Here is a 26,781-nt window from a genome sequence, read left to right as displayed (position 1 = left end):
CATAGGGGAAATACTGATAGAACAGATGGTACTGCCCTTTGTAATAGATAAATCCGTTGGGATCGTTGATCCAGTTATCCGGCGCTTTTAAGTGTAATCTGTGCTGTCCTTTCATACTGCCTCCGTACTTTTACTCTTCTGTGTAGTTAATTCCTGTCTCTTTGTCAAAGAAATGCAGCTTCTCCGGCATGAATACGAAATCGATGGTGTCGCCCACCTGAGCAACCTCATACTTGGATACCCGGGCAACCGCCTGCGTACCGCCAAACTGGAAGTAAAGGTTGTTCTCATTTCCCATAACCTCTGTATCCGTGATGACTGCATGCTGGATATTTTCCCTGTACTGCTCCAGATACCGGTCTTCGGTCTTGATGTCCTCGCCCCGGATACCAAGGGTCATAGAACCTTCATGTCCCTTCAGAAGCTGCAGTACATTTTCAGGTAAGGTGATCTTGTTTCCATCTGCAAATGTTACAACATTATTTTCCACAGTCACATCAAAGAAATTCATCTGCGGAGAACCGATAAATCCTGCCACAAACTGATTCTTGGGATGATCATACAGTTCCATAGGCTTCCCAACCTGCTGGATCACGCCTTCCTTCATGATCACGATCCGATCAGCCATGGTCATGGCTTCTACCTGGTCATGGGTCACATAGATGGTGGTAGCTCCCAGTTCCCTGTGAAGCTTACTGATCTCAGTCCGCATGCTGACGCGGAGTTTCGCGTCCAGATTGGAAAGTGGTTCATCCATCAGGAACAGTTTCTGATTCTTCACGATCGCTCTTCCAAGAGCAACTCTCTGGCGCTGGCCGCCGGAGAGATTCTTGGGCTTGCGGGTCCGGTACTCTTCCAGTCCCAGCACTTTAATGGCCCAGTCTACTTTCTTCTTGATCTCATCTGCAGGCAGCTTCATATTTTTCAGTCCATAGCCGATATTCTTCTCCACCGTCATATGGGGATAGAGAGCGTAATTCTGGAACACCATGGCAATGCCTCTGTCTCTTGGAGCCATCTCATTGACTTTCTTCCCGTCTATGTAGAGTTCTCCTCCGGTGATCTCCTCAAATCCCGCGATCATGCGCAGGGTTGTGGATTTCCCGCAGCCGGAAGGACCGACGAACGCGATAAATTCCTTTTCTTCAATATTCAGATTAAAATCGTCAACTGTATTGACTTTTGATCCCGGATACATTTTACATACATTTTTAAATTCTATAAAGCTCATCTTTTTATCCTTCCTTTGAACCTGTTGAAGTAACACCCTCTACGATCTGCTTGGAGAACAGAGAGTAGATGATGATGACTGGTATAGTTACAAGTGTGATAACTGCCAGGGTCTGACCCATGGTGGTGTTTTCATTGGACGTGATGGAATTCAGACCGATCTGCGCCGTCAGAAGATCGCTGGAGGTAAACACCAGGGAGGGCCAGAGATAGTCGTTCCACACATTCAGGAATGTAAACACGCTGACTGTTGCCACAACGGTCTTGGACATGGGCAGGACCATGGTGAAAAAGTATTTCACCGGGCCGCAGAAGTCCAGCTGGGCCGCCTCGTACACATCATCCGGCAGACTGACAAACACCTGGCGGAACAAAAAGATGTTAAACGGATTCACGATCAGCGGCAGGATATAGCCCAGGATGGTATTTAAAAGTCCCGCCTTGGCAATGATCAGGAAATGAATGGTTATGACCGTCTCTGTGGGCACGATCAGAAGCATGATAATGATCATCAGCCACTGCTCCCGGAAGGGGAAGCGGATCTTGGCCAGCGCGTATCCGGCAAGGCCGTTTACCACGATACTCAGCACGATCAGGATCGCCGCATAGAGAAGGGTATTCCCCATATACCGCAGGAAGCTGGTGTCCGTGATAATGGAAATATAATTGTCAAAGAAACTGCCGTTTAAGGCCGGCGGGATAAACGCCGCAATGGTATTCATGTCCGCTGTGATCGCCGCGTCCGGCTTAAAGGAGTTAGCCAGCATCCAGATCACCGGGAACAGGAAGAAAATGGAGAGCACCAGCAGCACCGCCACAAGGATCCAGTTAATTTGCCTTTGCTTTTTTGTGAACATGCTTTTCTCCTCCTTCCTTATCCTTTGTCAGCATATTCTGGATGATCGTCAGGACTACCACAAATATCGTAAATACAATGGCCATCGTGGACGCCAGACCCATCTCCCAGTTGACTGTACCCGTCTCGTAAATATCATATACCAGCGTGTAAGTAGAATGATCCGGTCCGCCGCCTGTCATGACCATGGGCTGTACCAGCATCCGGAACGCGCCGATGGTAACTGTGATGAACACAAACACGCACAGTGGTTTTAATTCCGGCAGGGTAATATCCTTAAATTTCTGCCAGGCGGTAGCGTGATCCATCTCTGCCGCTTCATAGAGCGCAGGGCTGATGTTCTGCAGACCTCCCAGGAAAATGATCATCTGATAGCCCACGCCCTGCCATACGCTCATGATGGCAATGGACGGCAGCGCCTGATCCGCGCTGTGGATAAAGGGCTGGGTATCAATCCCCACATTTGCCAGCAGCGTGTTCAGGATCCCTTCCGGGCTGTAGATCTGCATCCACAGCGTGGACACAACTGCAAGCGACATAACTACCGGCACGAAAAACGCCACTTTAAAATATTTCTTGCAGTGGGCCGCCTTATTGATGGCAAGCGCCAGGAGCAGAGCGCCGCCGCACTGCAGCGGCACGATGATAACTACAAATTTTACGGTATTTAAGAACGACTGTACAAAAAGGTCGTCTTTAAAAATGTTGATATAATTTTCCAGGCCTACGAAATGTGTCAGTTCCGGATTCAACGCAAAATAATCGGTAAAGCTGAATCCAAAGGTAAGCAGCATCGGCAGGAACAAAAACAGCGTCAGCAGCACCAGCGCAGGTCCGAAAAATGCCATTCCCATGATTGAATTTTTTCTTCTCATCTCTTATTCCCTCGCATAACGTTCCAATTTCGAGTTGATCCGTTCCACAGCCTTGTCAAGCTCTTCCTGTGTGTCCTTTCCTCCCAGCGCCACACTCTCCAGTACTTCCTGGAAAGAAGTGCTCACCTGAGGATAAGCCGGGGTCTTCGGCCGCGGATGTCCGTAATTGCTCAACTGGTCGTACAAAGCCTTGTAGTTCTCGTCCGTCTGGAACACATCGATATTCTCAAATGCCTTGTAGGTAGACGGGAAACTCTTCGCCATTTCCCAGATCCTTATCCCGCTGTCCACGCCGCTCATCCATTTGACCAGCTCTGTGGCGCCTTCGATATCTTCTGTCTCAGATGAAGCCGCAAATGCCCAGGAGCCTGTGGGCGTATACCTTCCGCCGTCCCAGTCGTCGCTGACCACATAGGGCGCGACTCCCAGATCAAGATCCGGATAGCTGTTGTAAACTGTATTGACTTCCCATGCGCCGTCAAACTTAAATGCAGCCCGGCCGCTTTCAAACAAGTGATCGATGGGAGCCTCCGACATATAGCCATTTTCAACCACAGACCGGAAATACTCCATGGCCTCGGCCGTCTGCTCTGAGTTGAAGTATCCGTCCGCCGTAAGGCCGTCGTCGCTGACCAGTTCCCCGCCGCCGGACCAGACAAAGGGGGCAAAGTAATAAATACTGGTCTCGCCTACCGGGAAGGTCATATCCAGCGGATATCCGTCCTTTTCCTCCATCAGCGGCTTCAGTTCCTCAAGGATGTCTGTAAACTCTGACCAGGTCCAGGGATGATCGCTGTCCGGCACTTCGATCCCCGCCTCCTCAAGAATGTCCTTATTGTAGTAAAGGCCTACACTGGACTCCATTACGCCCAGGGCATACAGGTCATCATCTACCGTTCCCTGTTCGATGATGGAGGGAAGATATTCACTTTCTTCCTCCTCAGTTAGATCTGCCAGTGGCTGGATGATCCCGTTGGCCGCATAAGCAGATATATTCGGGCCGTCCACCGTAAGCACATCCGGAAGCCCTCCTGCCATAACAGAAGCATTTACCTTATCTGAGTAACCGCCTCCACTGTCATTCCTGGGCACAAACTCGATATCCGCAAAATAAGTTCCGTCATATGCCTCATTAAAACTGTCTACAGACTCTCTGTATGCCTGTCCTTCCTCGGTGTCTTCGATCGAGTGGACCCAGATGGACAGATATTCTTCACCTTCATCATATCCTGCCACCTCGCCGGGTTCCGGATCTTTCTGCTGACAGCCTGCAAGGACCGACACAGCAAAAAGAATCCCCAGCAGGCACAGCAAACGCTTTCTCATTTCATCTCCTCCTTCTTCTTCATAACAATCCATTGTAACCGTTTTCGTTACCGGTTAAGTAACCGGTTCTTTTATAGAAATCATAGAACGGAAATGCCTGGCTGTCAACAGGAAAAAGCACTTTCGTCACTTCTTCCATTTTCCCATTCCTTTTTCTGTACAACTTTCACAAAACCGGTTTTGTTACCGGTTACTTTATTGATTCCAAACAGATTTCTCTGCTATACTGTAACTGTCAGATATCTATTTACAAAAAGGAAGGCAATATCAATGAAATCCAAAAAAGTGACCTTTGCGGATATCGCCGCTTATACAAACTTTTCAAAAACCACCATATCCCGATATTTTAACGACCCTGATTCCCTTACTCTGGAAAATCAGCAGAAGATCGCGGACGCGCTGGTAGCGCTGGATTATAAAGAAAACAAAGTGGGACGGATCCTGGCCAGCGGCAGAACAGAATTCGTAGGCGTGATCGTCCCCAATCTTTATATGCATTACTATTCAGAAATGCTCAACCAGCTTCTGGACACTTATGAATCTTTTGGCTATAAATTCCTTGTTTTTGCCGGAAATGCCAAGGCGAATATTGAACGCAGATACATTGAAGAACTTCTTGCCTACAATATTGAAGGCATGATCATCTTAAGTCCTACCATCTCTTCCAGGGAGCTTGCCTCCTACAACATTCCCGTTGTGGGCATTGAACGGGAGGACCAGTACATCTCCAGCGTCAACACCGACAACTATATGGGGGGCGTCCAGGCTGCAAGCCTCCTTCAGAAAATCCAGTGCGACGTCCTGATCCATGTAAACGCGGATATTCCCGACTCCATTCCCTCTTCCGGGCGGATCCATGGCTTTGTAGACACCTGTGAAAAAGCTGATTTCCCCTATGAACTGATCCTGACGGATCTGGGGAATTCTTTCACCGAAAACAAAACCAGGATCTTGGAACTTCTGGATGGGCTGGAGAAAAAATATCCCAATAAGAAAAAGGGCATTTTCATGCCCAATGATACTCACGCAAACGTCCTTCTGAATCTTTTATTCCAGCGATATGGGAAACTGCCGGACACCTACCGGATCATCGGGTTTGACAACTCCCCCATCTCTGAAGAGGCCGTCCTCCCCATCAGTACGGTAGGACAACAGATCTCCGTCATCGCCCAAAAGGCTATGGAACTGCTTTCTTCCCAGATGGAAGAACGTAAAAAGCGCAGGCCCGCGCCTTTAAAGGAACCGGTCCACGAGGTCATCACTCCCGTCCTCATCCGCCGGAAGACCACAGAATAATTTCCCTGGCGGATGTTTCCCGAGAGGCGGGAGCGGCGATTGCTCCGAGGCTAACGCTTAACCTCCGCAATCATCCGGACCCCGCCTTATCGCCAACTGTCCCGACAAAAGCCTGGCAAGTGTTAGTCGGCCTGCGGCCGGCAAAAATACCTCCAGAGCTTTGTACATGTCTTGACAGAATCAGAATGCATAGAAAACGAAGTCAGCCCCTGCAGAGAATCCGTATTGGAGCATTAGAATCCGTTACAGAAAAACACAGAAGATTTCATGGGAAGATTTGACTTCCAGTCAAATCTGAAAAGAGCCTGAGCTGGGAAATCATCAGATTTCCCGGCGAATTGCTCTGGTCATGAAATCTTCTGTGTTTTGATGTTAAGGATTCTTCGCGAACATTTTCGGATTCGCTGCAGGGGCTGACTCCGTTTTCGTGCGTCTGATCGCTGCCATGTCATCCCTACAAACCCGAATTTATCCCAGATACACCACTTCTTCTTCCGGCTTCTTCGCCGGCTCCATCCGGACCAGATAGAGCACGGGCTGCCGGTTTCCATAGGGCGGCACCGGCTCAAACTCAAACCGGGCGGTCACGCGGATCCATTTCTTAAGAGGAACCTTCGTCCCTTTCTCAACCTTGCAGGGATATCCATAGAACCTCATATCGTTGGCGCAGCAGGTCATGATCTTGCGCACCGGGACGAACATGTCCTCCCCCATTCCCTTGGGGCGGAACGCCTGGGCTACAAACTCGATCTCCTTGTGAAGATAAAGCCCCGGATGATCGTAGGCGTCTACATACCAGACGCCAAAGTCGATGTCCTCGATCACGATCCGGTCGCCTTTCACATCATAGGGAAGATCCTCTGCCGAGGGTTGTATGATCTGCCCCTCCGGATCTTCAAAGATCAGCTGGGCCAGCGGATTCTGCACCTTCAGCGCCCGGCGGAACCCGGAGCGGTCCACCGACCGGTCACAGCGGTTGACCACGATCAGACTGGATTCTGTCAGCTGCTCCATCAGAAGATTGCGCATGTTCTTCAGATACATGTCCAGGGTTTCTCCGTTTACAGTAGAATAGATCCCCTGGATCTCCCAGCCTTTGGGATATTTCTTACTCAGAAGCTCTCCCAGGTTCCACATTCCATTGTACTCGATGACCACCTGGGAGGGATGATAATTCTTCACACAGTTGACAAAGAACTCACGGTTCAGCTGCTCCGGCTCCTCCACCGTCAGCATCACCATCTCATGGGCCTCCAGATATTCTTTGGAGTACTCTTCTTCTCCTTCCTCACACACGATCAGAAGGGTCAGGCCCGGCTCGATCCAGTCCTGCTCCATCAGCGTATCCTTGACAAGGGTGGTCTTTCCACTGTCTAAAAATCCTGTACACACAAATACCGGTGTACTCATATGATCCCCGCCTTTCTAAATATGGAACAGTTTCTCCAGTTCCTCTTCTTTCAGATCTGTGCCGATCACACAGATACGGCCGGTATAGTCCGGCTGGCCTTCCCGGACCTCATATTCCTCCGGCACCAGATCAAACTGCTTCCAGCTTCCGTCCGCCATCCCGATGATCCCTTTGGAACGGAGGATGGTCCCGTAGCCTTCTGTCTCTGACAGGGCCTTCAGAAGGAAGTCCATCTCCTCTTCCGTATATCTGTGAGCAGTCTCTCTGCCCCAGCTTGTAAATACCTCATCCGCGTGATGATGGTGATGATCATGGTCACAGCAATGGTCATGATCATGGTGATGATGGTCGTGGCAGTGATCATGCTCGTGCTCGTGATGATGGTCATGACCGCAGCAATGCTCATGGTCATGGTCGTGCTCATGCTCATGATGATGGTGTTCTTCCAGCAAGTCCTCGATCTGGGCTCCATGCTCCAGCGCCCGGATGATGGCATCTTGGCCAAGTTCCTTCCAGGGAGTGGAGATGATCGTGGCCTCCTTATTCTCCTCCCGGAGCATGTGCACGCACTCCTCGATCTTCTCCGGAGTCATGGACTGGGTCCGGCTGATCACGATGGTGGAAGCGTGGGCCACCTGATCCTGGAAGAATTCCCCGAAATTCTTCAGATACATCTTCGCCTTTTTCCCGTCAACCACCGTGATCCTGCCGCTGATCTCAATATCCGCGTCCCGCTTTACGTCCTCGATGGCTTTCACAATATCCGACAGCTTGCCCACGCCGGAAGGCTCGATGATCACCCGGTCCGGATGATATTCCTCCAGCACCTTCTGCAAAGCCTTGCTGAAATCTCCCACAAGGGTGCAGCAGATACAGCCGGAATTCATTTCCGTGATCTCAATCCCTGCGTCTTTTAAGAATCCGCCGTCAATGCCGATCTCGCCAAATTCATTCTCGATCAGCACCAGCTTCTCTCCCACAAAGACTTTATTGATCAGCTCTTTGATAAATGTGGTCTTCCCGGCTCCCAGGAATCCTGAGATAACATCTACTTTTGTCATTGTCAACACTCCTTTTTTATTTGCAAGCGCCGTTTCGCGTTTGTTTTTCACTCCGTTTTTTATCTTAGCACAAACCTTTTCTATTTTCCAGCGGCAGACAGTCAAAAGCCTCTGGTTTCTGAGAGAAATTCTCAGAAACCAGAGGCTTTCATGCAAACAGTCTGTTTTTCTAACAATACCGGTCCCGGTTTGCGTTGATATCCCGCTCCAGAGCCACGATCTTCAGGATCTCGATCCCCTGCTCCCGGACACATTCCCGGATCTTATCCAGATCCTCCTCCTGTACGATCAGCGAGATGCCGCAGCATTTGCTGGCCGCCCGGGGCGTGGGCGCGATGGTTGCTTTAAGCCCCATCTTCTTCAGTTCCCGGTAGAGCCGCATCCCGTTGTCATGGTTGGGAAACAGCACATAATGCTGGATATTCTCCATACAGATCCTTCCTTCTTGCAAATCCTTCCTAGTTGTTCAGCATTTCAATAAATGCGCTGATTCGGGTGCGCAGCTGCTGAGCGTCGCTGTCGGTGTAATCGGTCTCGATGCCAAGTACCGGGATCCCTGCTTCGTTCATCGCCTTCTCAACCAGATAGCCTTCTGTATCGTACAGGTTGCAGAATTTCAGATTGATGTCAATGATACCGTCTACCTTGTACTCCTTCGCCAGCCGGAGAATGTCGTCGATCCTTCCGGTGTTGGGCGTGAAGCAGGCGCAGTTGATGTTCATGTACCGGTTGGCCAGCGCCTGGATCTCTTCATCTACAGTCTGACCGCTCTCGTCCACCTGTTTCTCAAAGTAACGGGTTCCGGTGCACATTTCTTCACAGACTACCGCGCCGCCGCTGGTCTCTACGATATTGTGGATCTTCCAGTTGGGAATGGCCATCGGAGTTCCGGTCAGCATGATCCGCTTGGTCCCTTCCGGGAATACGCTGACGCCGTCCGCGATCCGCTGCTCCAGCTCGTCGCACAGCTTGTTGGTCATCTGGGTAAATCTTCCCGGATCGTCATAGAACGCGATCTGGGAGATCAGAAGTACATCCCGGCCGCTGATGGGAAGCTTGTCATTCTTCCTGGTCTCATACAGACGCTCCAGGGCTTTTCTCTTGCCGTTGATAAGACGGATACTCTCTGCCAGAGACTCGGCAGTCACTTTATTTCCGGTAACCTCTTCTACCTTGTCCTTGAAGGCCGCGATCTCCTCCGCCCAGGCCTGAATATCTTTGGCCCGCTTCATCTGCGGCAGGTCCATCACATAGACCGGCACATCTTCCGCCAGGATCTCCCAGGCTTTCTTCTTTCCGTCGCAGGTAGTCTCTCCCACGTAGATATCCGCGATCCGGAAGAATGGACAGGTGCGGTCCAGTCTTGCTCCCACGGAAGCCTTGATCAGCGGGCAGGTATTGGTGGGAAGCACCTTCTCCCCGCCGGGCACCCAGAACTGGGAACCGCCGCACAGCCCGGTGGCGATGCCGCCTGCCGCGAACACGATCTCATCCGGCACATAGACACAGAAGGTTCCGAATACCTTTCCGCCCTTCTTCTGGTGCTCGATCAGCTCCGCCGGGCGGATACCGTGGATATCCGCAACCACCATGTTATAGTAATCCATACTCTCCGGGCGGTTCTCCTGGGACAGATAGACGTCCCCGAATGCCTGGGGCAGCACGGCGCACAGCTGGTCATGGGTCTCCAGGTCCATTCCAAGTTCTTCCCACATTTTACGGTAATCAGCCATTTCTTACGTTCCTCCTTACTCTTGCGTAATCTATAAACTAGATTTACCGTACCATGTTTCCCGGGGCAAAACAATGGAATCCCGGTCGGCGCCCCATTGATTTTTCTGATATATTTCGCTGTTTATTTATAGATTCTATACTGAAAATAATTCTCGGATCCCAGCCGTGCAGCAATCGATCTCTTCCCTGGTATTTGCCCCGCTAAAAGCAAAGCGCACCGTCCCCTGAGGGTAGGTTTCCAACGTCCGGTGGGCCAGCGGCGCACAGTGAAGTCCCACCCGGGTCATCACTCCCCGCTCCTGCTCCAGGGCGAAGGCCGCCTGGGCATTGTCCAGTCCCTGGAAATCCAGGGACACCACCGCAACCCGGTCGCGGATCCCTTGTTTTCCCACGATCCGGACTCCCGGGATCTCCCGCGCCTGATCCAGGAAATATCCGGTCAGTTCCATTTTCTTCTGGCGGATCGTCTGGATCCCTGTCTCTTCCAGATAGGAAAGGGCTGCGTGAAGCCCGGCGATCCCCGGAAGATTCATGGTCCCGCTCTCATATTTATCCGGCAGCGTCCGGGGCATCTCATAAGAATCCGACTGGCTTCCGGTACCACCGGCGATCAGCGGCTCCATTTCCTGATCCAGGGCTTCCGACAGGAGGAACCCGCCGATCCCCTGAGGCCCCAGAAGGCCTTTGTGTCCGGTGAAGGCCAGAAAGTCAATGCCCCAGTCCTCCATCCGGATATCCAGAGTTCCTGCGCTCTGGGCGCTGTCCACTGCGAAGAAAATATGGTGTCTGCGACAGATCTCCCCAATTTCCTGGATGGGCGTCACCGTCCCGCAGACATTGGAAGCATGGGAGGCGATCACTGCTTTGGTATTTTCCCGGATCAGCCCCTCCAGGCTCTCCAGACTTACCGTCCCCTCCCGGTCGGTGGCCGCCACGTCAAAATCTACCCCCTGCTTCTTCATTTGCCAGAGGGGGCGCATCACCGCATTGTGCTCAATGCCGGTGACGATCACATGGTCCCCGGGCTTTAGAAATCCTTTGATGAAATAATTGAGGGAGTAGGTGACGCTGGGCGTGAAGATCACATTTCTGGAGGAAGACGCGCCAAAGAGCCGGGCCAGCTGCTCCCGGGTCTCCAGCACCATGCCCTCCACTTCGTAGGCTCCCTCGTAGTTGCCCCGGTTGATGTTGAAGGCCCCCCGGGTGAGGAGACCGCCTACTGCCTCCGCCACTCCCGGCGCTTTCGGCCAGGACGTACTTCCGTTGTCAAAGTAAATCTGATTCTCCATAACACACCTCCACTAAAACAAGGCCTTCCGGCGGGGCGGTCACTCCGGCTTCCGTGCGCTCCCGGGCTTCCAGGATCTCCCGGACCCGCTCCGGGGTATAAAAGCCCCTGCCCACACGGATCAGCGTGCCCGCGATGATCCGCACCATATTGTATAAGAATCCGCTCCCCGCGATCCGCAGGGTGATCTCCGGCCCATTCTCTGTGATCTCCAGTTCCTCCACCGTGCGCACCGTGTCCTCCACATTGGTGTGGATGCTGCAGAAACTGGCGAAATCATGGGTGCCCAGAAGGAAGGCGGCACCTTCTCTCATCTTCTCCACATCCAGGGGGAAGGACACAAAGGTAGAATACCGGCGACGCAGCGGATTGGGCGTCTGGCTGTGATAGATATGATATTCATAAGTCTTCCGGATCCGCGGCTGGTATCTGGGGTGCCAGTCTAACGGGACCTCCTCCGAGCGGACCACCACAATATCCTCCGGAAGCCGCTGGTTCATGGCATAGGCCATCCGCTCCGGCGGGATCCTGGACTGAGTGTCAAACACCGCCACATTCCCCAGGGCATGGACTCCCGAGTCCGTGCGGCTGGCGCCGATCACCCGGATCTCCTCCCCCGTAAGATCGCACAGCACCTTGTTCAGGACCTCCTCGATGGTGATCCCGTTAGGCTGGATCTGCCAGCCACAATAATTCGTCCCGTCATAAGCGACAACAATTCTGACTCTTTTCATAAAACCTCCATTGGGGACGTGGTATTTTTAAAAATACCACGTCCCCAATTAATTTCAGCTACAATTAGAACACCCAGACACGCAGTGAAACGTACCTTCCGATCACGAACACTGCTATTACATAAATAATTACGACAATATACGCAATATAGTCTCTCTTATGGTACCGCAGGGGCTTCATCTTGGTCCGCCCTTCTCCGCCCCGGTAACACCGGGACTCCATGGCCATGGCCAGATCGTTGGCCCGTCGGAAGGCGGACACAAAGAGGGGCACCAGGATCGGGATCATGCTCTTGGCCCGCTGGATGATGTTCCCGCTCTCCAAATCTGCCCCCCGGGCGATCTGGGCCTTCATGATCTTATCTGTCTCTTCCAGAAGGATGGGAATGAACCGCAGGGCGATGGACATCATCATGGCCACTTCATGGACCGGCACATGAATCTTCTTCAGAGGATCCAAAAGTTCCTCAATGCCGTCGGTCAGCGCGTTTGGCGTGGTGGTGAAGGTCATAAGGGACGACCCGATGATCAGGTAGATCAGCCGGATCCCCATATACACCGCCGTGTTCAGCCCGCCTGCCGTGATGGTGAAGATCCACCACTGCCAGAGCACCTCCCCGCTTCTGGTGAGAAACAGGTTGAAAAGGACGGTGATCAGAAGCAGCAGCACAATGGGCTTCAATCCCTTCACAATATAGGAGAAAGGCACTTTGGACATACGGATGATCCCCGCCAGAAAGACGGTGGCCACCAGATACCCTGCAAGATTCCGGAACAAAAACAGGGAGATCAGGTACAGAAGGGTGCAGACGATCTTCACCCGCGGGTCCAGCCGGTGGAGGATACTTTTTGCCGGATAATATTGTCCGATGGTAATATCTCGAATCATGCTTCCTTCTCCATTGCCTTCATGATCTCCTGAACCGCTTCCTCCACCGTGGTCACATCCACGCTCACCGGGAAGCCCTGCTCTTTAAGATCATGCATGATATAGGTTACCTGGGGGGCCGCAAGCCCCACCTGCTCCAGTTCCTGATAGTGGGCGAACACCTTCCTGGGCGTGTCATTGTAGAGCACCTCTCCCTGGTTCATCACAATGATCCTATCCGCGTATCTGGCGATATCCTCCATACTGTGGGATACCAGGATCACCGTCATATCCGTCTGCCGGTGAAGATAGGCGATCTGCTCCAGGATATCGTCCCGCCCCTTGGGATCCAGCCCCGCCGTGGGCTCATCCAGCACCAGCACTTTGGGATGCATGGCCAGCACGCCCGCGATGGCCGCCCGCCGCTTCTGTCCCCCGGACAGTTCAAAGGGCGAAGACTTGTAATACTTCTCCTTCAGCCCTACCAGCCGAAGCGCCTCCAGCGCCCGCTCCTCGCACTCTTTGGGATCAAGGCCCAGATTCCTGGGGCCGAAACACACATCCGTCATCACATCCACCTCGAAGAGCTGATGCTCCGGGTACTGAAAGACCAGCCCCACCTGGCTTCGCAGGGCCCGCATGTCATACCCTTCCTGGTAAATGTCTTCCCCGTTGTAATAGATCTTCCCGCTGGTGGCCCGCACAAGTCCGTTCAGATGCTGGATCAGCGTGGATTTCCCGGATCCGGTATGGCCGATGATCCCCACAAATTCCCCGTGGAGGATCTCCAGGCAGATGTCTTTGAGCGCCTGCCGTTCGTAGGCCGTCCCCGGGCTGTATATATAGTTCAAATGCTCTATCTTAATCGACATAACGCTTCCACCAATTCTTCCTTCTTCAGGATCCCCGCCGGGATATCCAGTCCACGTTTCCTCAATTCATCCGCCAGGATGGTCACCTGGGGCACGTCCAGCCGGTAGCTTTTCAGCTCCTCCACCCGGGAGAAAATCTCTCTGGGCGTCCCTTCCATCACAACATGGCCGTGATCCATCACATAGATCTTGTCCGCGTCCACCACCTCTTCCATGTAGTGGGTGATCAGGATCACCGTCACCTGCTTCTGCTTCCGCAGCTTCTGCACCGTTTTCAGCACCTCTTTGCGCCCCATGGGGTCCAGCATGGCGGTAGGCTCATCCAGCACGATGCACTTGGGCTCCATGGCTACCACTCCCGCGATGGCCACCCGCTGCTTCTGCCCCCCGGACAGCTTGTTGGGAGAGGCATACCGGTAGGAGAGCATTCCCACCGCCTTCAGGCTTTCCTCCACCCGCTGCCAGATCTCATCGGTGGGCACTCCCAGGTTCTCCGGGCCAAAGCCCACGTCCTCTTCCACCACCGTACCAATGATCTGGTTGTCCGGATTCTGAAACACCATGCCCGCGCTCTGGCGCACATTCCAGAGTTCCTCCGGATCCTTGGTGTCCCTGCCATCCACCCAGACCGTACCTTCTGTAGGGACCAGGATGGCATTGATGTGCTTGGCCAGGGTGGACTTCCCGGATCCGTTGTGTCCCAGGATGGCAATAAACTGCCCTTCCTTCACATCCAGATCCACCTGGTCGATGGCGCGGGAGCTTCCGATCACATTGCCGTCCTCATCCCGCTTCTCATATTCAAATACCAGCTGTTTCGCCTGAACCATTTCCATGGATATTCTGCCTCCTGCCACGCTTCTTCTCTCAATTGTTCCTATTGTACGTTATCCCGCCTCATTTTGCAAGGCTTCCGCCGGCTTGCCGGTCTGCAGGTTGACCACCACGATCCCCAGGCTCACCAGCGCAAGCGCCGCCAGATTCTGAAGCCGGAAAATGTCTTCCCCAAGGAGCAGGGCGGAAAGCGCCACCCCGAACACCGGGATACTGAAGCCAAAGACCGTTACCTTCCCCACCGGATTATATTTCAAAAGCTCTGCCCACAGAGTAAACGCGATGGTAGACAGAAGCGCCAGATAGATCAGAAGCAAGGTGGAAGACGGGGTGAAATGTCCCACCTGCCCACCGGCAAGAACCCCGATCAGGATCAACAACGCCCCGCCGAACAGAAGCTGATATGCCGTGATGGCGGCCGGGCTCTCCCGGTCAGAGATCAGTTTCAGCGTCACGGAACTGGTCCCATAGGCAAAGGAACAGAGAAGGATCAGCCCTTCCCCCGCCAGATGGAATCCGCCTCCCAGGCCTCCCGGCGCCAGGTTGATCACGATCACTCCGGCAAACCCGATGACACAGCCCACCGCCTTCTGCCAGGTGATTTTCTCGGATTTCATCAGGAAATGGGCCACAAGAATAGCGAAAAATGCATTGGAGGCATTGATCACCGATCCCTTGGCCCCGGTCGTATTAGAAAGTCCGATATAGAAACACACGTACTGGACGGTGGTCTGCAGGATCCCCTGGCCGAACACATAGGGAAGAGAAGACCGCCGGATCACCACCAGCCTTCTCTCCAGCGCGCAGGCCAGGATAAAGGTCAGGACGCCGGCCAGGAAAAACCGGTATCCAGCGAACAAAATCTGGCTGCCTGCCCCTTCCACCTGGAACATCTCATATCCAATTTTTACACACGGAAATGCGCTGCCCCATAAGGCGCAGCACACCAAAGCCAGAAATACCCTGGCCGCCGTATTCTGATAGAACCGTTCCATCTACACTCGCTTCCTTTGTCCCAAATCCTTAGGCTTTCTCCGGCTCCGGATAGTCCACGCCCATGGTGTCTACCGTCACCTTCTTCATCTTCTGCTCCTGCAGCGGCCGATCCTGGAAATCCGTCTGGACTCCCGCGATCTTATCCACCACATCCATGCCTTCTATGATCTTGCCAAAGGCCGCGTAAGCCCCGTCCAGATGGGGAGAGGTCTTGTGCATGATAAAGAACTGAGAACCCGCGGAATCCGGGTGCATGGCTCTTGCCATGGACAGCACGCCCTCTGTGTGGGCCAGCGGATTGTCCACCCCGTTCTGTGCAAACTCACCCTTGATGTGGTAGCCCGGACCGCCGGTCCCTCTTCCTTCCGGACAGCCGCCCTGGATCATGAACCCGCGGATCACCCGGTGGAAGATCAGTCCGTCATAGAACCCTTTCTTCACCAGGGAAATAAAATTATTCACCGTGTTCGGCGCGATCTGGGGATAGAGCTCCGCTTTCATGATATCGCCGTTTTCCATCTCAATGGTCACAATTGGATCTGCCATTTTTGTCATACCTTCCTTTTCTCTTAAACTGTACTCTCTATTGTAGCGGATTGTCCGGCTTTCGTAAAGCAGGAAAATAAAGAGCGAACACCGTTCCCTTCCCTTCCTGGCTGTCCACCCGGATGGACCCGCCAAAATACTCGGTCAGGTTCTGGACCATGGAAAGCCCAAGCCCCGCATGCGCCGTCTTCCGTCCGGTCCGGGACTTATCCGCCCGGTAGAATCTGCGGAAGATATGGGGCAGCTCCTCCGCCCGGATCCCCATCCCGTCGTCCCGCACCGTGCACAGGACCTGATCTCCTTCCACCCAGGCCTTAAGCCACACATGGCCGCCTTCTTTCCCGTACTGGATGGCGTTGGTGACCAGGTTGACAAAGATCCGGGTAAATGCGGTCTGCTCTCCCCACACCGCCGGATCCCCTTCACTTTCAGCCTGAAGGGTGATCTGTTTTTCCCCGGCCAGATCCTTTAAATCCTCTGCTATCCCGGCCAGGATCTCACCCACATGGATCTCCTCCCTGCTGGCCGTTCCCGCGCCCTTCTCTCTTCTTGCCATCTCCAGGAGCTGGGCAATCATGGCGGACATTTTCTTTCCCTGTCCCACGATCACCTCCAGCGCCTCCTGCTTCTCCTCCTCTGTAGCGTCCGGGAGCAGGGCGTACTCGCCCTGGGCCAGGATCACAGAGACCGGAGTGCGAAGCTCATGGGACACATCCGCGGTAAAGCGCTTCTCATCCTCCAGGGTGGCCTCCACCGTCCCCAGCATTCCGTTGAAGGTTTCCGCCAGTTCCCGCATCTCTCCTCCGGAGGCTTCCACCGGCACCCGCCGGGACAGATTGCCGCTGCCCGCGATCTCCGCCGCTGTTCTCCGTATGGTCTCCACCGGGGCAAAGGCCCGCCGGGTGATCAGAAATCCCCCAGCCGCCGCCAGCACCACCAGCACCGGGAACAAGAGGCAGGACAGGATAAGGATCCCGCCGGACATGGTAGACACCAGGCCCATATAGGTGATCCCCCGGACCCAGAGTACATTGCCGCCCTCATAGGCCACCGCCACATCATAGGTCATCCATTCCCGCTGGCCGGAAGAAATGGTCTGCACCACGCCATTCTTCAGTGTGGTGTCCAGGGGAAAAGAAGACGGCACATTGCCTGCCAGAAGTTCTCCCTGGTCATTGTAGAGGCTGAACACAATGTCATCTTCGTAGAACCGGCCTTCTTCCGTCTCGTAGCCCTCCTCGGAGATCTCCAGCTCCTCCACAAACTCCGCCACCTCGCCCCGCAGTTCTTCCTCCTGCCCGGACCGGAACATCTGCCCGGCGAAAAGGGCGATGATCCCCAGCGCAAGCAGGGCCACTGCCGCCACAAAGGCCGTGTACCAGATGGTCACTTTCAGTTTGATCGACAGCTTCTTCATCCGCCGCTCCTTTCTCCTAAGGCTCCCGCAGCACATACCCGGTTCCCCGCACCGTCTGGATCAGCTTCTTTTCCTGACCCTCATCGATCTTCCTGCGCAGATACCGGATATAAACATCCACCATATTGGAACTCCCCATATAGTCATAACTCCAGATATGCTCCTCGATCTGTTCCCTGGAGAGCACCAGCCCCTGGTTCCGGATCAGGTACTCCAGCAGGGCAAATTCCCGGGAAGAAAGATCAATGATCTGCCCGCCCCGGGTCACTTCATGCTTCTTGCAGTCCACAGAAAGATCCGCCAGATGATAGACTTCCTCCTGGGGACGCACCTCATTCTGCCGGCGCAGCATCACCCGGATCCTGGCCAGCAGCTCTTCAAAGGCAAAAGGCTTCACCAGATAGTCGTCGGCGCCCACGTCCAGGCCGGCCACCCGGTCCTCAATGCTGTCCCTGGCCGTCAGAAGAAGCACCGGCGTGTGGTTTCCTTCCTTTCTCATCCGCCTTAGGATCTCGATCCCGTCTATCCCCGGGAGCATGATGTCCAGCACGATCCCGTCATACTGGGTGACCCGGATATAATCCCAGGCTTCCTCTCCGTCTTCACAGGCGTCCACACTATAGTGCTCTTTTTGCAGCCGCTTCTTCAAAATGTCCAGAAGATAGATTTCGTCCTCTACCACCAGTAACCGCATCCCAATCCCTCCTGCTTTTCTTTCCTGATATCAGGATACCTGCCAAAGATGAAAATCAGATTAAAATCCCGTCTATTCCAGTTCTTTCTTCCCCAGGCGGACTTCCTCCATATGTTCCGCCAGGTCCTCGTCCATGTCGTCGAAAAGGTACGTTTTCCTCCCGTCCCGCCGGGCCTCCCACTCTCTGTGGATCTCCCGGCGGACCATCTCCACCTCTTCCCGGAATTCCCGGGCAGAGATCAGGGTCCCGCCCTGTCCCAGGGTCACCACCTGCTCCACGCCATCGGAAGTCACCACCGTCACATGGTATTTCCGTCCGATCTCATGGACCACCTTCTCAATATACTGATCCGCCGTCTCCGCCTCCCTGGTGTAAACCACATGGATGTTGTGATACCGCTGGATCTCCAGCGCGTCTCCCTCCACCTTGTAGGCGTCGAAGACCAGGATCACCGTACATTTCTTATATCCCTGATAATTGCACAGAATATCCATCAGCCGGTTCCTGGCCCCGTCAATGTTGTCTTTGGCCAGGTCTTTTAAATCCTCCCAGGCAAAGATCACGTTATAGCCGTCCACCAGCAGATATTCCCGCAGATTCTCTTCCTTCTTCCGACGCTTCTTCTCCTCCGGCGTAAGCACCGTCCTGCTCTCCGGCGGCCGCTTTCTCTCAATCTTCCCGTAGGTGCGGATGAAGATCTCTTCCAGTTCCTGCTCCGCCTCCACGCTTTTTGCCGCGCCGCCCGGACGGCTCCCTGCTCCCGGGGTGGTTCCTTTCTTCGCCTCCTCCCGGGCAGCTTCCCGCTTCCGTTCCTTATCAAGGGTAGATTCCAGGTGCATATGTTCCGGCACCTGATCCCAGGGGATACTCACCCCTGCCCCGTGAGAACAGAAAATGGAATCCGCCGGATTCTCCAGATCCCGCAGCGGATCGTACCCTGCTGCCTCTATCACTGCCTCCGGATCCTGACAGGGTCCGTAGCCTCCGAAGACAAGGGACAGATTCCCCCGGCCTCCGGTGTAGCCTGCCACCTGGATCTGGTAGCCGTTCATCCCTGCCGCCGGCGCCCTCCCGGTGAGCACAGAACTCTCGCCAACCGTCTGGGGCGGCTGAAATTCTCCCTTCATCCGCTGGATATCCGTCAGCGCCCGCCCCAGGTTCTCGGTGGGCAGTTCCAGCCGGAAGTCATAGTAAGGCTCCAGAAGCACACTTTCTGCCTGCATCAGGCCCTGGCGCACCGCCCGGTAAGTGGCCTGCCGGAAGTCGCCTCCTTCCGTATGCTTCAGATGGGATTTCCCTGCAGTCAGGGTGATCTTCACATCGGTAAGCTCCGCTCCCGTAAGCACGCCCCGGTGCCGCTTCTCTTCCAGATGGGTAAGGACCAGCCGCTGCCAGTTGCGGTCCAGCACATCCTCGCTGCAGTCAGAGGCATAGACCATTCCGCTGCCCCTCTCCCCCGGTTCCAGCACCAGATGGACTTCCGCGTAATGCCGCAGAGGTTCATAATGTCCCACTCCCTCCACCGTATTGCGGATGGTCTCCTTGTAGACCACACTCCCCGCCCCGAAGGACACTTCCATACCAAAGCGCTCCCGGATCAGTTCCTTCAGGATCTCAATCTGCACCTCTCCCATCACCTGGGCGTGCAGTTCTCCCAGTTCCTCCTGCCACACGATCCGGAGCAGGGGATCTTCTTCTTCCAGCTGCCGCAGATTTCCCATGGCTCTTGTGATTTCCCACCCCTCCGGCAGGAAGATCTGATAACTCAACACCGGCTCCAGCATGGGCACGGCCGCGGGCGGCTCTTTGCCCAGGCCCTCCCCCGGAAATGTATGTCCAAGCCCGGTGACCGCGCAGATCATCCCGGCTTCTGCCTCCTGGACCAGTTCATACTTGTCCCCGGAATAAATCCGGATCTGATCCACCTTCTCCCCGTCGGTCCCCAGCACGTCTTTCACCCGCAGCTTCCCGCCGGTAATCTTCAGATGGGTCAGCCGGTTCCCCTGGCCGTCCCGGGAGATCTTGTACACCCTGGCGCCAAACCGGGGATCCCCGCCTGACGTCTTTCCCTCTCCAAAGCCTGCGGCATACCGGTCAAGCCCGGCAAGGAACTCCTGAACTCCCGTAAGCTTCAATGCCGAACCAAAATAACAGGGGAATAACTTCCGCTCCCGGATCATTTTCCTGAGAGTCTCTTCCCCTACATGCTCTGTATGTAAATATTCCTCCAGCGCCTGCTCGTCGCACATGGCTGCATTTTCCAGAAACTGGGGCGTCTCCCCCTGGTCAAAAGCCAAGCAGCTTCCGCTTAACCCTGCCTGCAGCTCCTCCATGATGGCTTCCCGGTCCGTCCCCGCCTGGTCCATCTTGTTGACAAAAAGGAACACCGGGATCTGATATCGTTCCAAGAGCTTCCACAGAGTGCGGGTATGCCCCTGGATCCCGTCCGCCCCGCTTATCACCAGCACCGCGCAGTCCAGCACCTGGAGGCTCCGCTCCATCTCCGCCGCGAAATCCACGTGCCCCGGGGTGTCCAGAAGGGTCACCGTCTTATCTCCCAGCCCGAACACCGCCTGCTTGGAGAAGATGGTGATCCCCCGGTTCTTCTCCAGTTCTTCCGTATCCAGGAAGGCGTCTTTATGATCCACCCGGCCCAGCTTCCGGATCCTGCCCTGCAGATAAAGGATGGCCTCAGAAAGGGTGGTCTTGCCAGAATCCACGTGGGCTAAAAGAGCCAGGGTAAGATATTTACTTTTCTGCTCAGACGTATTTCCCATGAAAAACCTCTTTCTGCTATACTATTTTTCTGTATCTGCGGCCTTTATTTTTCCCCAACGCCTCTATTTTCTTAAGCTGTATCAATTCTCTTACCAATTCGCGGGTTCTTGTCTCTTTAACCCCAAGGAATTCTGCTATCTCAGCTATTCTATATTCTTTGTCAGGCTCCATACATTCTGTTATTTTTTCTAACTGCTGTCTGGTTTTATTCGTCAATTTCTTTTTATCAGCGCTTTTTATCAACGCTTTTTTATCAGCGCTTTTTATCAGCGCTTTTTTATCTACGCTCTTTACAAATGATAAATTCAGAATGGTTCTGTCAGCTCCGTACTCTTCTAGAACCTCTGGCTGCTCCCAACCCTGCTGTTTCCACACACTGTAGATATCAGGCACGCCGCTTCCGGCTCTCTCACCGATACCGATCAGATTAAACATTTTCATCAACGCTTTATTTCTGGGATCGGAAATGCCGCCTTTGAGCATCTGCGCTTTCCCAGCCCGGATACTTCCCGGATTTTCCATGGTTATAGAATCTACGTCTTTCCTTATCACAATCCCCCGGGGGAGATAAAAGTCTGTATTTACAATGCAATTCGCAAATGCTTCTCTCAGTGCCTTGTGCACAGGAGTATCATCTATCCGGGTGATTCCTTCCAGCTTGAAAGGGATTTTCAGATCTTTCACGATCTTTCCGTAAACCCGGAAGAAGAAATCGAACAAATTACCCGTCCAGTCCCCCGAACTGGACTGCAGCCTGTCCGTCCAGCGGATCGTCGGATCCAATACTTCCCGGTAGTCTAGAAAATACTCGGGGAATTCGTATAATATCTTATATTCTTCTCCAAACATAAGAAGTCCGGCGGCCGTGGGATGCAACGCATGATCACTTGCAGACATCCTCGCCGCGCCTATTCTCTCCAAATACTCTTCGTCACTTAAGCGTTCCCATACGTGTTCTCTTCTATATGCCATGTGCCTGTTACGGTAGGCATGTACAGTCTCTGAATGGAGTACATCAAGAGACATATCCTGCAGGATTTTCATATCTGCAGTTTCTTCCGGCTGATCCCTGAGCATCGCGAGCACCTCACTGCGGCCGCAGTGATAGTCTCCCTCCCAGTTTCTGCGGAAAGTTCCGCTAAACATATCTCCGTTTATATATACCGGTTTCTGTTCTCGCTTCGCCTTCGGGACATGGATAACCATTATAACGCCGCTGTTTTCTTCAAATATCTCTACGTCACTATCCGTCAGCAGATTTATCGAAACCTTATTTTTATTATGGATCGTATCCCAGAAGTCCTTTCGCAGTTTTGCCGCATTGTCCAGTCCGGTCATATGCCAGCTGCCGTCTTTATTTTCCTTTACGCCAAGGATAATAACTCCGCCATAGCAGTTAGCGAAAGCAGAATACGTTTCCCACAACGAATCTGGAAGCCCACCTTTGGCCTTCTTCACTTCACAACGATTGTCTTCACGGTAAGAATCAAATTGGGATATATCAAAACCCACAGATTTCACCTCTCTTACTCTTCCTTCTTCTCGCTCCACACCAGGCTTGCGTCCTTCTCATCCAGCCGCATCTGCTCCAGCCGTTTGATCCGCTCGTCCAGGTGGTTCTCCGTCAGATACGCGTACACGCTTTTGGGTACCAGATGGGCCCACTCCTGATCCGCGGCAATGCAGCCCCTCACCCAGGAGGCCGTAACGCCCTTCTCTTCCAGCGTCTTTCTCCACAGGATCTCCACCTTAAGCCCCAAACTCCGCAGGATCTTATACTTCTCCTCGTCCCACTCGTCGCAAAGCCCCATGTAGTACACCGCGTCCTTGGGCACATACTGGAGCAGGTACTCCGGGCAGTTGATAGGGAACGGGAGAATATCATATTCTGACTCCGGGACATGGAATTCCTTCATGGCCCCCCGGATCATCTGGTACCGCTCGAAATAGGTCAGCGGGTTGGCGGACCTGGCTGAACGGTTCTCGTCGTTCACCGATTCCCTGGTATGGAGGCTGTCCGGATTGGTCAGCCCGATGTATAACTTCCTGCACCGCATCTTGGCGGCCAGGATATATTCCATATGTTTTAAATGAAGCACCTGAAATCTTCCGTTTACAACTCCTGTTTTCTCCATGTTTTCACCCTCACATCCGCGGCAGTGCTTCCTGTACCGCCGCTATTTTCTGTCTAAGATACCTTCTTTTAGCTGTCGTGATACTTCCTCCCGGAAATAGGGGATCTTATGGCTCCGGTCGCTGCTCCCTGCCAGCAGGTACACCTGCCCTTTCGCCATCTTCCAGCGCCTTGCCAGTGCATTCTGTTTCAGTCTGAGATACTGGATCTTCCCAAACCGGATAGCCAGAGACCGCCTGCCCAGATACCCCTGGGAAAGGATGAGAAAATCCCCTTTCACGCACATCCCCGCTGTCCGGTAAGCAAAGACCTGCATAAGCAGGGTCCATCCAAATACCAGGACTGCCGCCCCAAAGATCCAGCGCCGGTACTGTGGCCAGAACTCTGCCGCCCCAAAGGCGCCCACAAGAAGCGCTCCGGCCCACACCAGAAGCCCGACGGTCCAGATACCCCACACCCTGCGTGGAGAACGCTCAGGCTCGCCTTCCATGGCGCCGGCGAACTCCGGGAGCAGTTCCCGGATCCGCTGTGCGTTCCGGTCCTTCTTATCGTAGAGCAGGAGGAAAGACTTCCGGTCCTCCTGGTCGTCCCCCATTCCTACGTTGATGATCTCCGCCATCCAGCGGCCTGTCAGTCTTCCCTGGATGGACTGGGTTATTTTCAAAGCGTTGATCTTGTCCACGGGAATGGTATAGCGCACCTTCTTGAGAAGCCCGTAGCTGATATACAGCTTGTCCTCCCGGCGCAGCACCTTAAAATCATAATACTGGATGAAACCTTTAATGAGGTCCCAGACCGCCGACACAAAGATAAGAAGCACCACCGCCGCGCCCAGCAGCATCTCTGCGATACTCTTCCCCAGGTTCCCCTGGCTCAGAGAGTCTGCCGCCGTCACTCCGGCGCCCAAAAGACACAGGAGCACGATCCCGACGGAGATAAAGCTGGCCTGGTAGAAACCGTGGACCAGCATAGCGCCAAGAGACGCCCCTTTCGTTCCTCCCAGGACGTCCGCCGATGAAAGTGTTTCACGGCCAGGTTCCATCCCGGGGTTCTCCTGCGGCGCCATCTCCTGTCCCCCCGCCAGTTCCTCCATAATCCGGGTAATGCGAGCGCAAAAGGCCTCCGCCTCCCTTTTCTTCAGCACGATCTTCACGTCCGTGGAATCTGCGGTGGACAGGCTGTTGGTGTCAAGTTTGATCTTACAGGTGCCCACCAGCATTTCAAATAAATTCTGCTCTGTATTGACGTTGGAAATATTGCCGATGCCAATGGTATTTACCTTCCGGTTCAGGGTATTCCGCTGGATCACCAGCGTGGTGCCGTCAATGGAGATAAAGGTCCTTGCCCAGACCAGGATCTGCCATGCGACCAGGATCACCAGGAATACCAGCGCCACCAGAAGCCCCTGAAGAACCGCGCCGCCTGCTTCCCGGCCAAGCTGTGCCAGCTGCGCCGCCTCCCGCACATTCTGGACGACGCCGCCTACAGCCACGGCTCCCACAAACCAGAGTCCCCTTCCCAGCTGCTCCGCCACAATGGATATATGATTCCGGAATCTCTCACTATGCCTGTCCATCTGCTGCCTGCTCCTTTGCATTTCGCTCTTCCTTCACGATCTGGTTGATCCGGTTTCTCAGAGATTCCGCGATGGCCTCCGCCTTCTCCTCTTCCAGGAAGCGGATGGTCACATCGCCGCCCGCGGTGGTCACCACCACTTTAGCCACCCGGAAGAACCGGTCCAGCGGACCCTTTACCGTCTGCAGCTTGTGCAGCCGCTCAATGGGAACGATATTGCGCTCCACAAACAGATATCCCTCCCGGATGTCAATACATTCCTCATTGATACTGTAGCGGTACCGGTGATACCGGAAGTAGGGGCTCACCAGCACATCCGCCAGAGTCAGGATCACCAGCACAAGAGAAATGACCTTCCCCAGGAAAAGATCCTTTGGGAAAAACCACAGCAGGTTTACCACACCGATCACCAGCAGAACCACCACGCCGGTCACAACTCCCGCCGCATACATACAATAAAGCGCCCGTTTTGATAATTTCTCGTATTCCATCAGTCTGTCCTCTCCCTCATTCCGATCTTTGTCTACTTCCCCAAATCCGCAGCGCCAGCACAAGCAAAACACCTGCCAGCACTCCCCCGCTGTCAATCAGCACATCCGATATCCGTCCTGCTCTTCCAGGCACAAAAAGCTGGTGGGATTCATCTGAGCAGGCATAGAGTACTCCACTTGCAATACTCAGGATCAACCAGCGCTTTCCTGTCCATCCATAACTATAATACATTCCTGCCAACAAGAATCCAAGCAGCGCATACTCCGAAGCATGGGCCGCCTTTCGCACAGGATAGTCAATCTTCCTCGCAAAAGCCGTCTGCCGTTCCTGCGGCCACTGCTCATACTCCGGGATAAAAATCCTGCCAACCATCCGGCCTGCAGATAAGCTCATGTCCTCCGACTGGTCCGCCGGCTGCGCAGAAAACCAGAAAATCAACATCGTCCAGATAATAACTGCAGTGGTCCAAACCCTCTTCTTCATTATAACTCTGCGATCAACTGCCGGATCACATCCTCACTTTCTTCCAGAGCCTCCGCGATCTCCGGGATGGTCTTCCCTTTGGCCAGCTTCTTCTGGATCAATTCCTGCAATTTATCCATCTGACCAGCCTCTCTTCCAGCCTTTTCTCCAGCTTCCCAAGCTTCCTCCCGCTCCTGCCGGATATGCTTTTCCTGGTCATATTCATAGATACTCACGTTCTTCGCCTCCCTGCGATTCTTCTCCAAGAACTCCTTCAGGATCCCCTCCCGGATACACTCTGTGATGGCCCGTTCCACCGCCTCCGCAATGGGCTGTTCTTTGGCGTACTTCCTCACCCGCCCCGTATACTCCGCGTATTCCCACAGGGTATGGCAGACCTCCATCAACTCCGGGTTATGGCCCTGGTTCACATTCAGCATCAGCACCTTCAGATCCAGCATGGGGTCTTCTTCCTTCACCGTATACAGGTCATTCTTCATGGACGCGTAGATAGCATTCTCCAGAGTGTTGATCTCCAGAAGTTCCGGATCCTCATAGTGTTTCCCACTGATGGCATTGTACAGTTCCAGCAGTTTCCTCTTGTCCTCAAAGATCATGACAAACCTCTCTGCGTTGTTTGATTGGGATACAAAGCATTGAGATTTCTTCTGACAGATCCTGTCTGAATGTTCGACGCGGCAGATGCCGCTAAGAAGGGAACAGCTAGAAATGTAAATGCTTTTATTGGGATAAATATATCATTGCTTTTATAGAATGTCAATCGACGATTTTTCTGTTAATTTCTGACAAAATCTGATAAAATAGGAGTAAATAATGGGGATTTATTCCCCGAAAAAAAGGAGGAGAAGGTATGTCTTTTTCTAAAAGCAAAGAAAAGAAAAAACAGCCCGACGAAAGGCTGCTTAAAATCACAAAACTGCATGAACAATACCGCCAAGCAACCACCATCTGCGGCGCAGATGCTCCGGAAACCCTTGCATGCATTGAAAAACTGCACCAAAACACAAGCAATTTCATCCATAAGTTCATATGGGACCACGGCCCTGGCATACAGACAAAGGACGTCCACAATGAACTGTATAACATACTTTACATTACTTTCCGTGAAGCATTGCCTTCCTACAATCCAGACAGAGGTACTCTGACTACTTTTCTGACAGCGTACTTCCAGCACGCACTATCTGAGTATCAGCGAAATGACACTCTGATCCCCACATCTGCGTACTATTCCTCCATGGCCAAAAAGATCAGAACATGTACAGAGGACAACCAATCTGAAG

At 53.5% G+C, this 26,781-nt stretch carries 27 protein-coding genes; 2 read left to right on the top strand and 25 right to left on the bottom strand.

Features of this window, described 5'->3' with window-relative positions:
- The 5 genes from ACML7B_RS03855 to ACML7B_RS03835 form a co-directional block, all read right to left on the bottom strand.
- Positions 1–115, bottom strand: a 115-nt coding sequence (locus ACML7B_RS03855) for a hypothetical protein (protein WP_418539389.1), incomplete at its 3' end; no start/stop codon positions are given.
- Positions 116–130: 15 nt separating this feature from the next.
- Positions 131–1,231: a sn-glycerol-3-phosphate ABC transporter ATP-binding protein UgpC gene (locus tag ACML7B_RS03850; RefSeq protein WP_346707030.1), complete on the bottom strand. Its 1,101-nt coding sequence runs from the start codon at positions 1,229–1,231 to the stop codon at positions 131–133.
- Between the two features lie 4 nt (positions 1,232–1,235).
- Positions 1,236–2,087 (bottom strand): carbohydrate ABC transporter permease, encoded by an 852-nt coding sequence (locus tag ACML7B_RS03845; RefSeq protein WP_346707031.1) that lies wholly within the window; start codon positions 2,085–2,087, stop codon positions 1,236–1,238.
- Complete coding sequence (locus ACML7B_RS03840; protein WP_418539388.1) at positions 2,059–2,940, bottom strand: carbohydrate ABC transporter permease; 882 nt, start codon at positions 2,938–2,940, stop codon at positions 2,059–2,061. Before ACML7B_RS03840 ends, ACML7B_RS03845 begins: the two co-directional genes overlap by 29 nt.
- Positions 2,941–2,964: 24 nt before the next feature.
- A complete protein-coding gene (locus tag ACML7B_RS03835) occupies positions 2,965–4,287 on the bottom strand; it encodes an ABC transporter substrate-binding protein (RefSeq protein ID WP_418539387.1) in 1,323 nt (440 codons plus the stop codon).
- Positions 4,288–4,557: 270 nt separating this feature from the next.
- Here ACML7B_RS03835 and ACML7B_RS03830 point away from each other — a divergent pair, with 270 nt between their 5' ends.
- A complete protein-coding gene (locus tag ACML7B_RS03830) occupies positions 4,558–5,583 on the top strand; it encodes a LacI family DNA-binding transcriptional regulator (protein ID WP_418539386.1) in 1,026 nt (341 codons plus the stop codon).
- Positions 5,584–6,051: 468 nt separating this feature from the next.
- On the opposite strand, the gene ACML7B_RS03825 is transcribed toward ACML7B_RS03830, so the two are convergent.
- From ACML7B_RS03825 to ACML7B_RS03730, 20 genes are all read right to left on the bottom strand, one after another.
- Positions 6,052–6,993, bottom strand: coding sequence for a GTP-binding protein (locus tag ACML7B_RS03825; protein WP_346707033.1), 942 nt, complete (start codon positions 6,991–6,993; stop codon positions 6,052–6,054).
- 15 nt (positions 6,994–7,008) lie between these two features.
- The gene (locus tag ACML7B_RS03820) at positions 7,009–8,055 is read right to left on the bottom strand and encodes a CobW family GTP-binding protein (RefSeq protein ID WP_418539385.1); all 1,047 of its coding nucleotides are present in this window, start codon (positions 8,053–8,055) and stop codon (positions 7,009–7,011) included.
- 169 nt (positions 8,056–8,224) lie between these two features.
- Positions 8,225–8,485, bottom strand: coding sequence for a DUF3343 domain-containing protein (locus ACML7B_RS03815; protein ID WP_106789856.1), 261 nt, complete (start codon positions 8,483–8,485; stop codon positions 8,225–8,227).
- Between the two features lie 28 nt (positions 8,486–8,513).
- On the bottom strand, positions 8,514–9,788 hold the full coding sequence (locus tag ACML7B_RS03810; protein WP_418539384.1) for a double-cubane-cluster-containing anaerobic reductase: 1,275 nt from the start codon (positions 9,786–9,788) through the stop codon (positions 8,514–8,516).
- 135 nt (positions 9,789–9,923) lie between these two features.
- Entirely contained in the window at positions 9,924–11,078 is a 1,155-nt protein-coding gene (locus ACML7B_RS03805) for an aminotransferase class V-fold PLP-dependent enzyme (RefSeq protein WP_418539383.1), read from the bottom strand.
- The gene (gene truA, locus ACML7B_RS03800; protein WP_418539382.1) at positions 11,056–11,811 is read right to left on the bottom strand and encodes a tRNA pseudouridine(38-40) synthase TruA; all 756 of its coding nucleotides are present in this window, start codon (positions 11,809–11,811) and stop codon (positions 11,056–11,058) included. The genes ACML7B_RS03805 and truA overlap by 23 nt, the downstream gene beginning before the upstream one ends.
- A gap of 64 nt (positions 11,812–11,875) precedes the next feature.
- On the bottom strand, positions 11,876–12,700 hold the full coding sequence (locus tag ACML7B_RS03795; RefSeq protein WP_418539381.1) for an energy-coupling factor transporter transmembrane component T family protein: 825 nt from the start codon (positions 12,698–12,700) through the stop codon (positions 11,876–11,878).
- Positions 12,697–13,551, bottom strand: coding sequence for an energy-coupling factor transporter ATPase (locus tag ACML7B_RS03790; RefSeq protein WP_418539380.1), 855 nt, complete (start codon positions 13,549–13,551; stop codon positions 12,697–12,699). Before ACML7B_RS03790 ends, ACML7B_RS03795 begins: the two co-directional genes overlap by 4 nt.
- A complete protein-coding gene (locus tag ACML7B_RS03785) occupies positions 13,536–14,387 on the bottom strand; it encodes an energy-coupling factor transporter ATPase (protein WP_346707038.1) in 852 nt (283 codons plus the stop codon). The genes ACML7B_RS03790 and ACML7B_RS03785 overlap by 16 nt, the downstream gene beginning before the upstream one ends.
- 51 nt (positions 14,388–14,438) lie before the next feature.
- A complete protein-coding gene (locus ACML7B_RS03780) occupies positions 14,439–15,380 on the bottom strand; it encodes a DMT family transporter (RefSeq protein WP_418539379.1) in 942 nt (313 codons plus the stop codon).
- A 28-nt stretch (positions 15,381–15,408) separates the two neighbouring features.
- Positions 15,409–15,927 (bottom strand): peptidylprolyl isomerase, encoded by a 519-nt coding sequence (locus ACML7B_RS03775; RefSeq protein WP_346707040.1) that lies wholly within the window; start codon positions 15,925–15,927, stop codon positions 15,409–15,411.
- Between the two features lie 37 nt (positions 15,928–15,964).
- A complete protein-coding gene (locus tag ACML7B_RS03770; protein ID WP_418539378.1) occupies positions 15,965–17,344 on the bottom strand; it encodes a sensor histidine kinase in 1,380 nt (459 codons plus the stop codon).
- Positions 17,345–17,360: 16 nt separating this feature from the next.
- On the bottom strand, positions 17,361–18,038 hold the full coding sequence (locus ACML7B_RS03765; protein WP_418539377.1) for a response regulator transcription factor: 678 nt from the start codon (positions 18,036–18,038) through the stop codon (positions 17,361–17,363).
- A 72-nt stretch (positions 18,039–18,110) separates the two neighbouring features.
- On the bottom strand, positions 18,111–20,816 hold the full coding sequence (locus tag ACML7B_RS03760; RefSeq protein ID WP_418539376.1) for an NYN domain-containing protein: 2,706 nt from the start codon (positions 20,814–20,816) through the stop codon (positions 18,111–18,113).
- A 16-nt stretch (positions 20,817–20,832) separates the two neighbouring features.
- Entirely contained in the window at positions 20,833–22,368 is a 1,536-nt protein-coding gene (locus ACML7B_RS03755; RefSeq protein WP_418539375.1) for an RNA-binding domain-containing protein, read from the bottom strand.
- Entirely contained in the window at positions 22,344–22,952 is a 609-nt protein-coding gene (locus tag ACML7B_RS03750; protein ID WP_346707045.1) for a nicotinate-nucleotide adenylyltransferase, read from the bottom strand. Before ACML7B_RS03750 ends, ACML7B_RS03755 begins: the two co-directional genes overlap by 25 nt.
- A gap of 42 nt (positions 22,953–22,994) precedes the next feature.
- On the bottom strand, positions 22,995–24,527 hold the full coding sequence (locus ACML7B_RS03745; protein ID WP_418539374.1) for a PH domain-containing protein: 1,533 nt from the start codon (positions 24,525–24,527) through the stop codon (positions 22,995–22,997).
- Positions 24,514–25,017 carry a PH domain-containing protein gene (locus ACML7B_RS03740; RefSeq protein WP_418539373.1) on the bottom strand — a complete coding sequence of 168 codons (504 nt, stop codon included), beginning with the start codon at positions 25,015–25,017 and terminating at the stop codon, positions 24,514–24,516. The genes ACML7B_RS03745 and ACML7B_RS03740 overlap by 14 nt, the downstream gene beginning before the upstream one ends.
- A gap of 16 nt (positions 25,018–25,033) precedes the next feature.
- On the bottom strand, positions 25,034–25,501 hold the full coding sequence (locus ACML7B_RS03735; RefSeq protein ID WP_418539372.1) for a VanZ family protein: 468 nt from the start codon (positions 25,499–25,501) through the stop codon (positions 25,034–25,036).
- Positions 25,501–26,097, bottom strand: a complete 597-nt coding sequence (locus tag ACML7B_RS03730) for a hypothetical protein (RefSeq protein ID WP_418539371.1) — start codon at positions 26,095–26,097, stop codon at positions 25,501–25,503. Before ACML7B_RS03730 ends, ACML7B_RS03735 begins: the two co-directional genes overlap by 1 nt.
- 254 nt (positions 26,098–26,351) lie before the next feature.
- Between ACML7B_RS03730 and ACML7B_RS03725 the strand changes: the two genes are divergently transcribed.
- On the top strand, positions 26,352–26,781 hold a 430-nt coding region (locus tag ACML7B_RS03725; protein WP_418539370.1), incomplete at its 3' end, for a hypothetical protein.

The organism is Massilistercora timonensis (genome assembly GCF_048354975.1).
In the GTDB taxonomy this organism is placed as follows: Bacteria; Bacillota; Clostridia; order Lachnospirales; family Lachnospiraceae; genus Massilistercora; species Massilistercora timonensis.
Note: the sequence above shows the minus strand (reverse complement) of the source record. Positions and strands in the feature narration are given on the sequence as shown.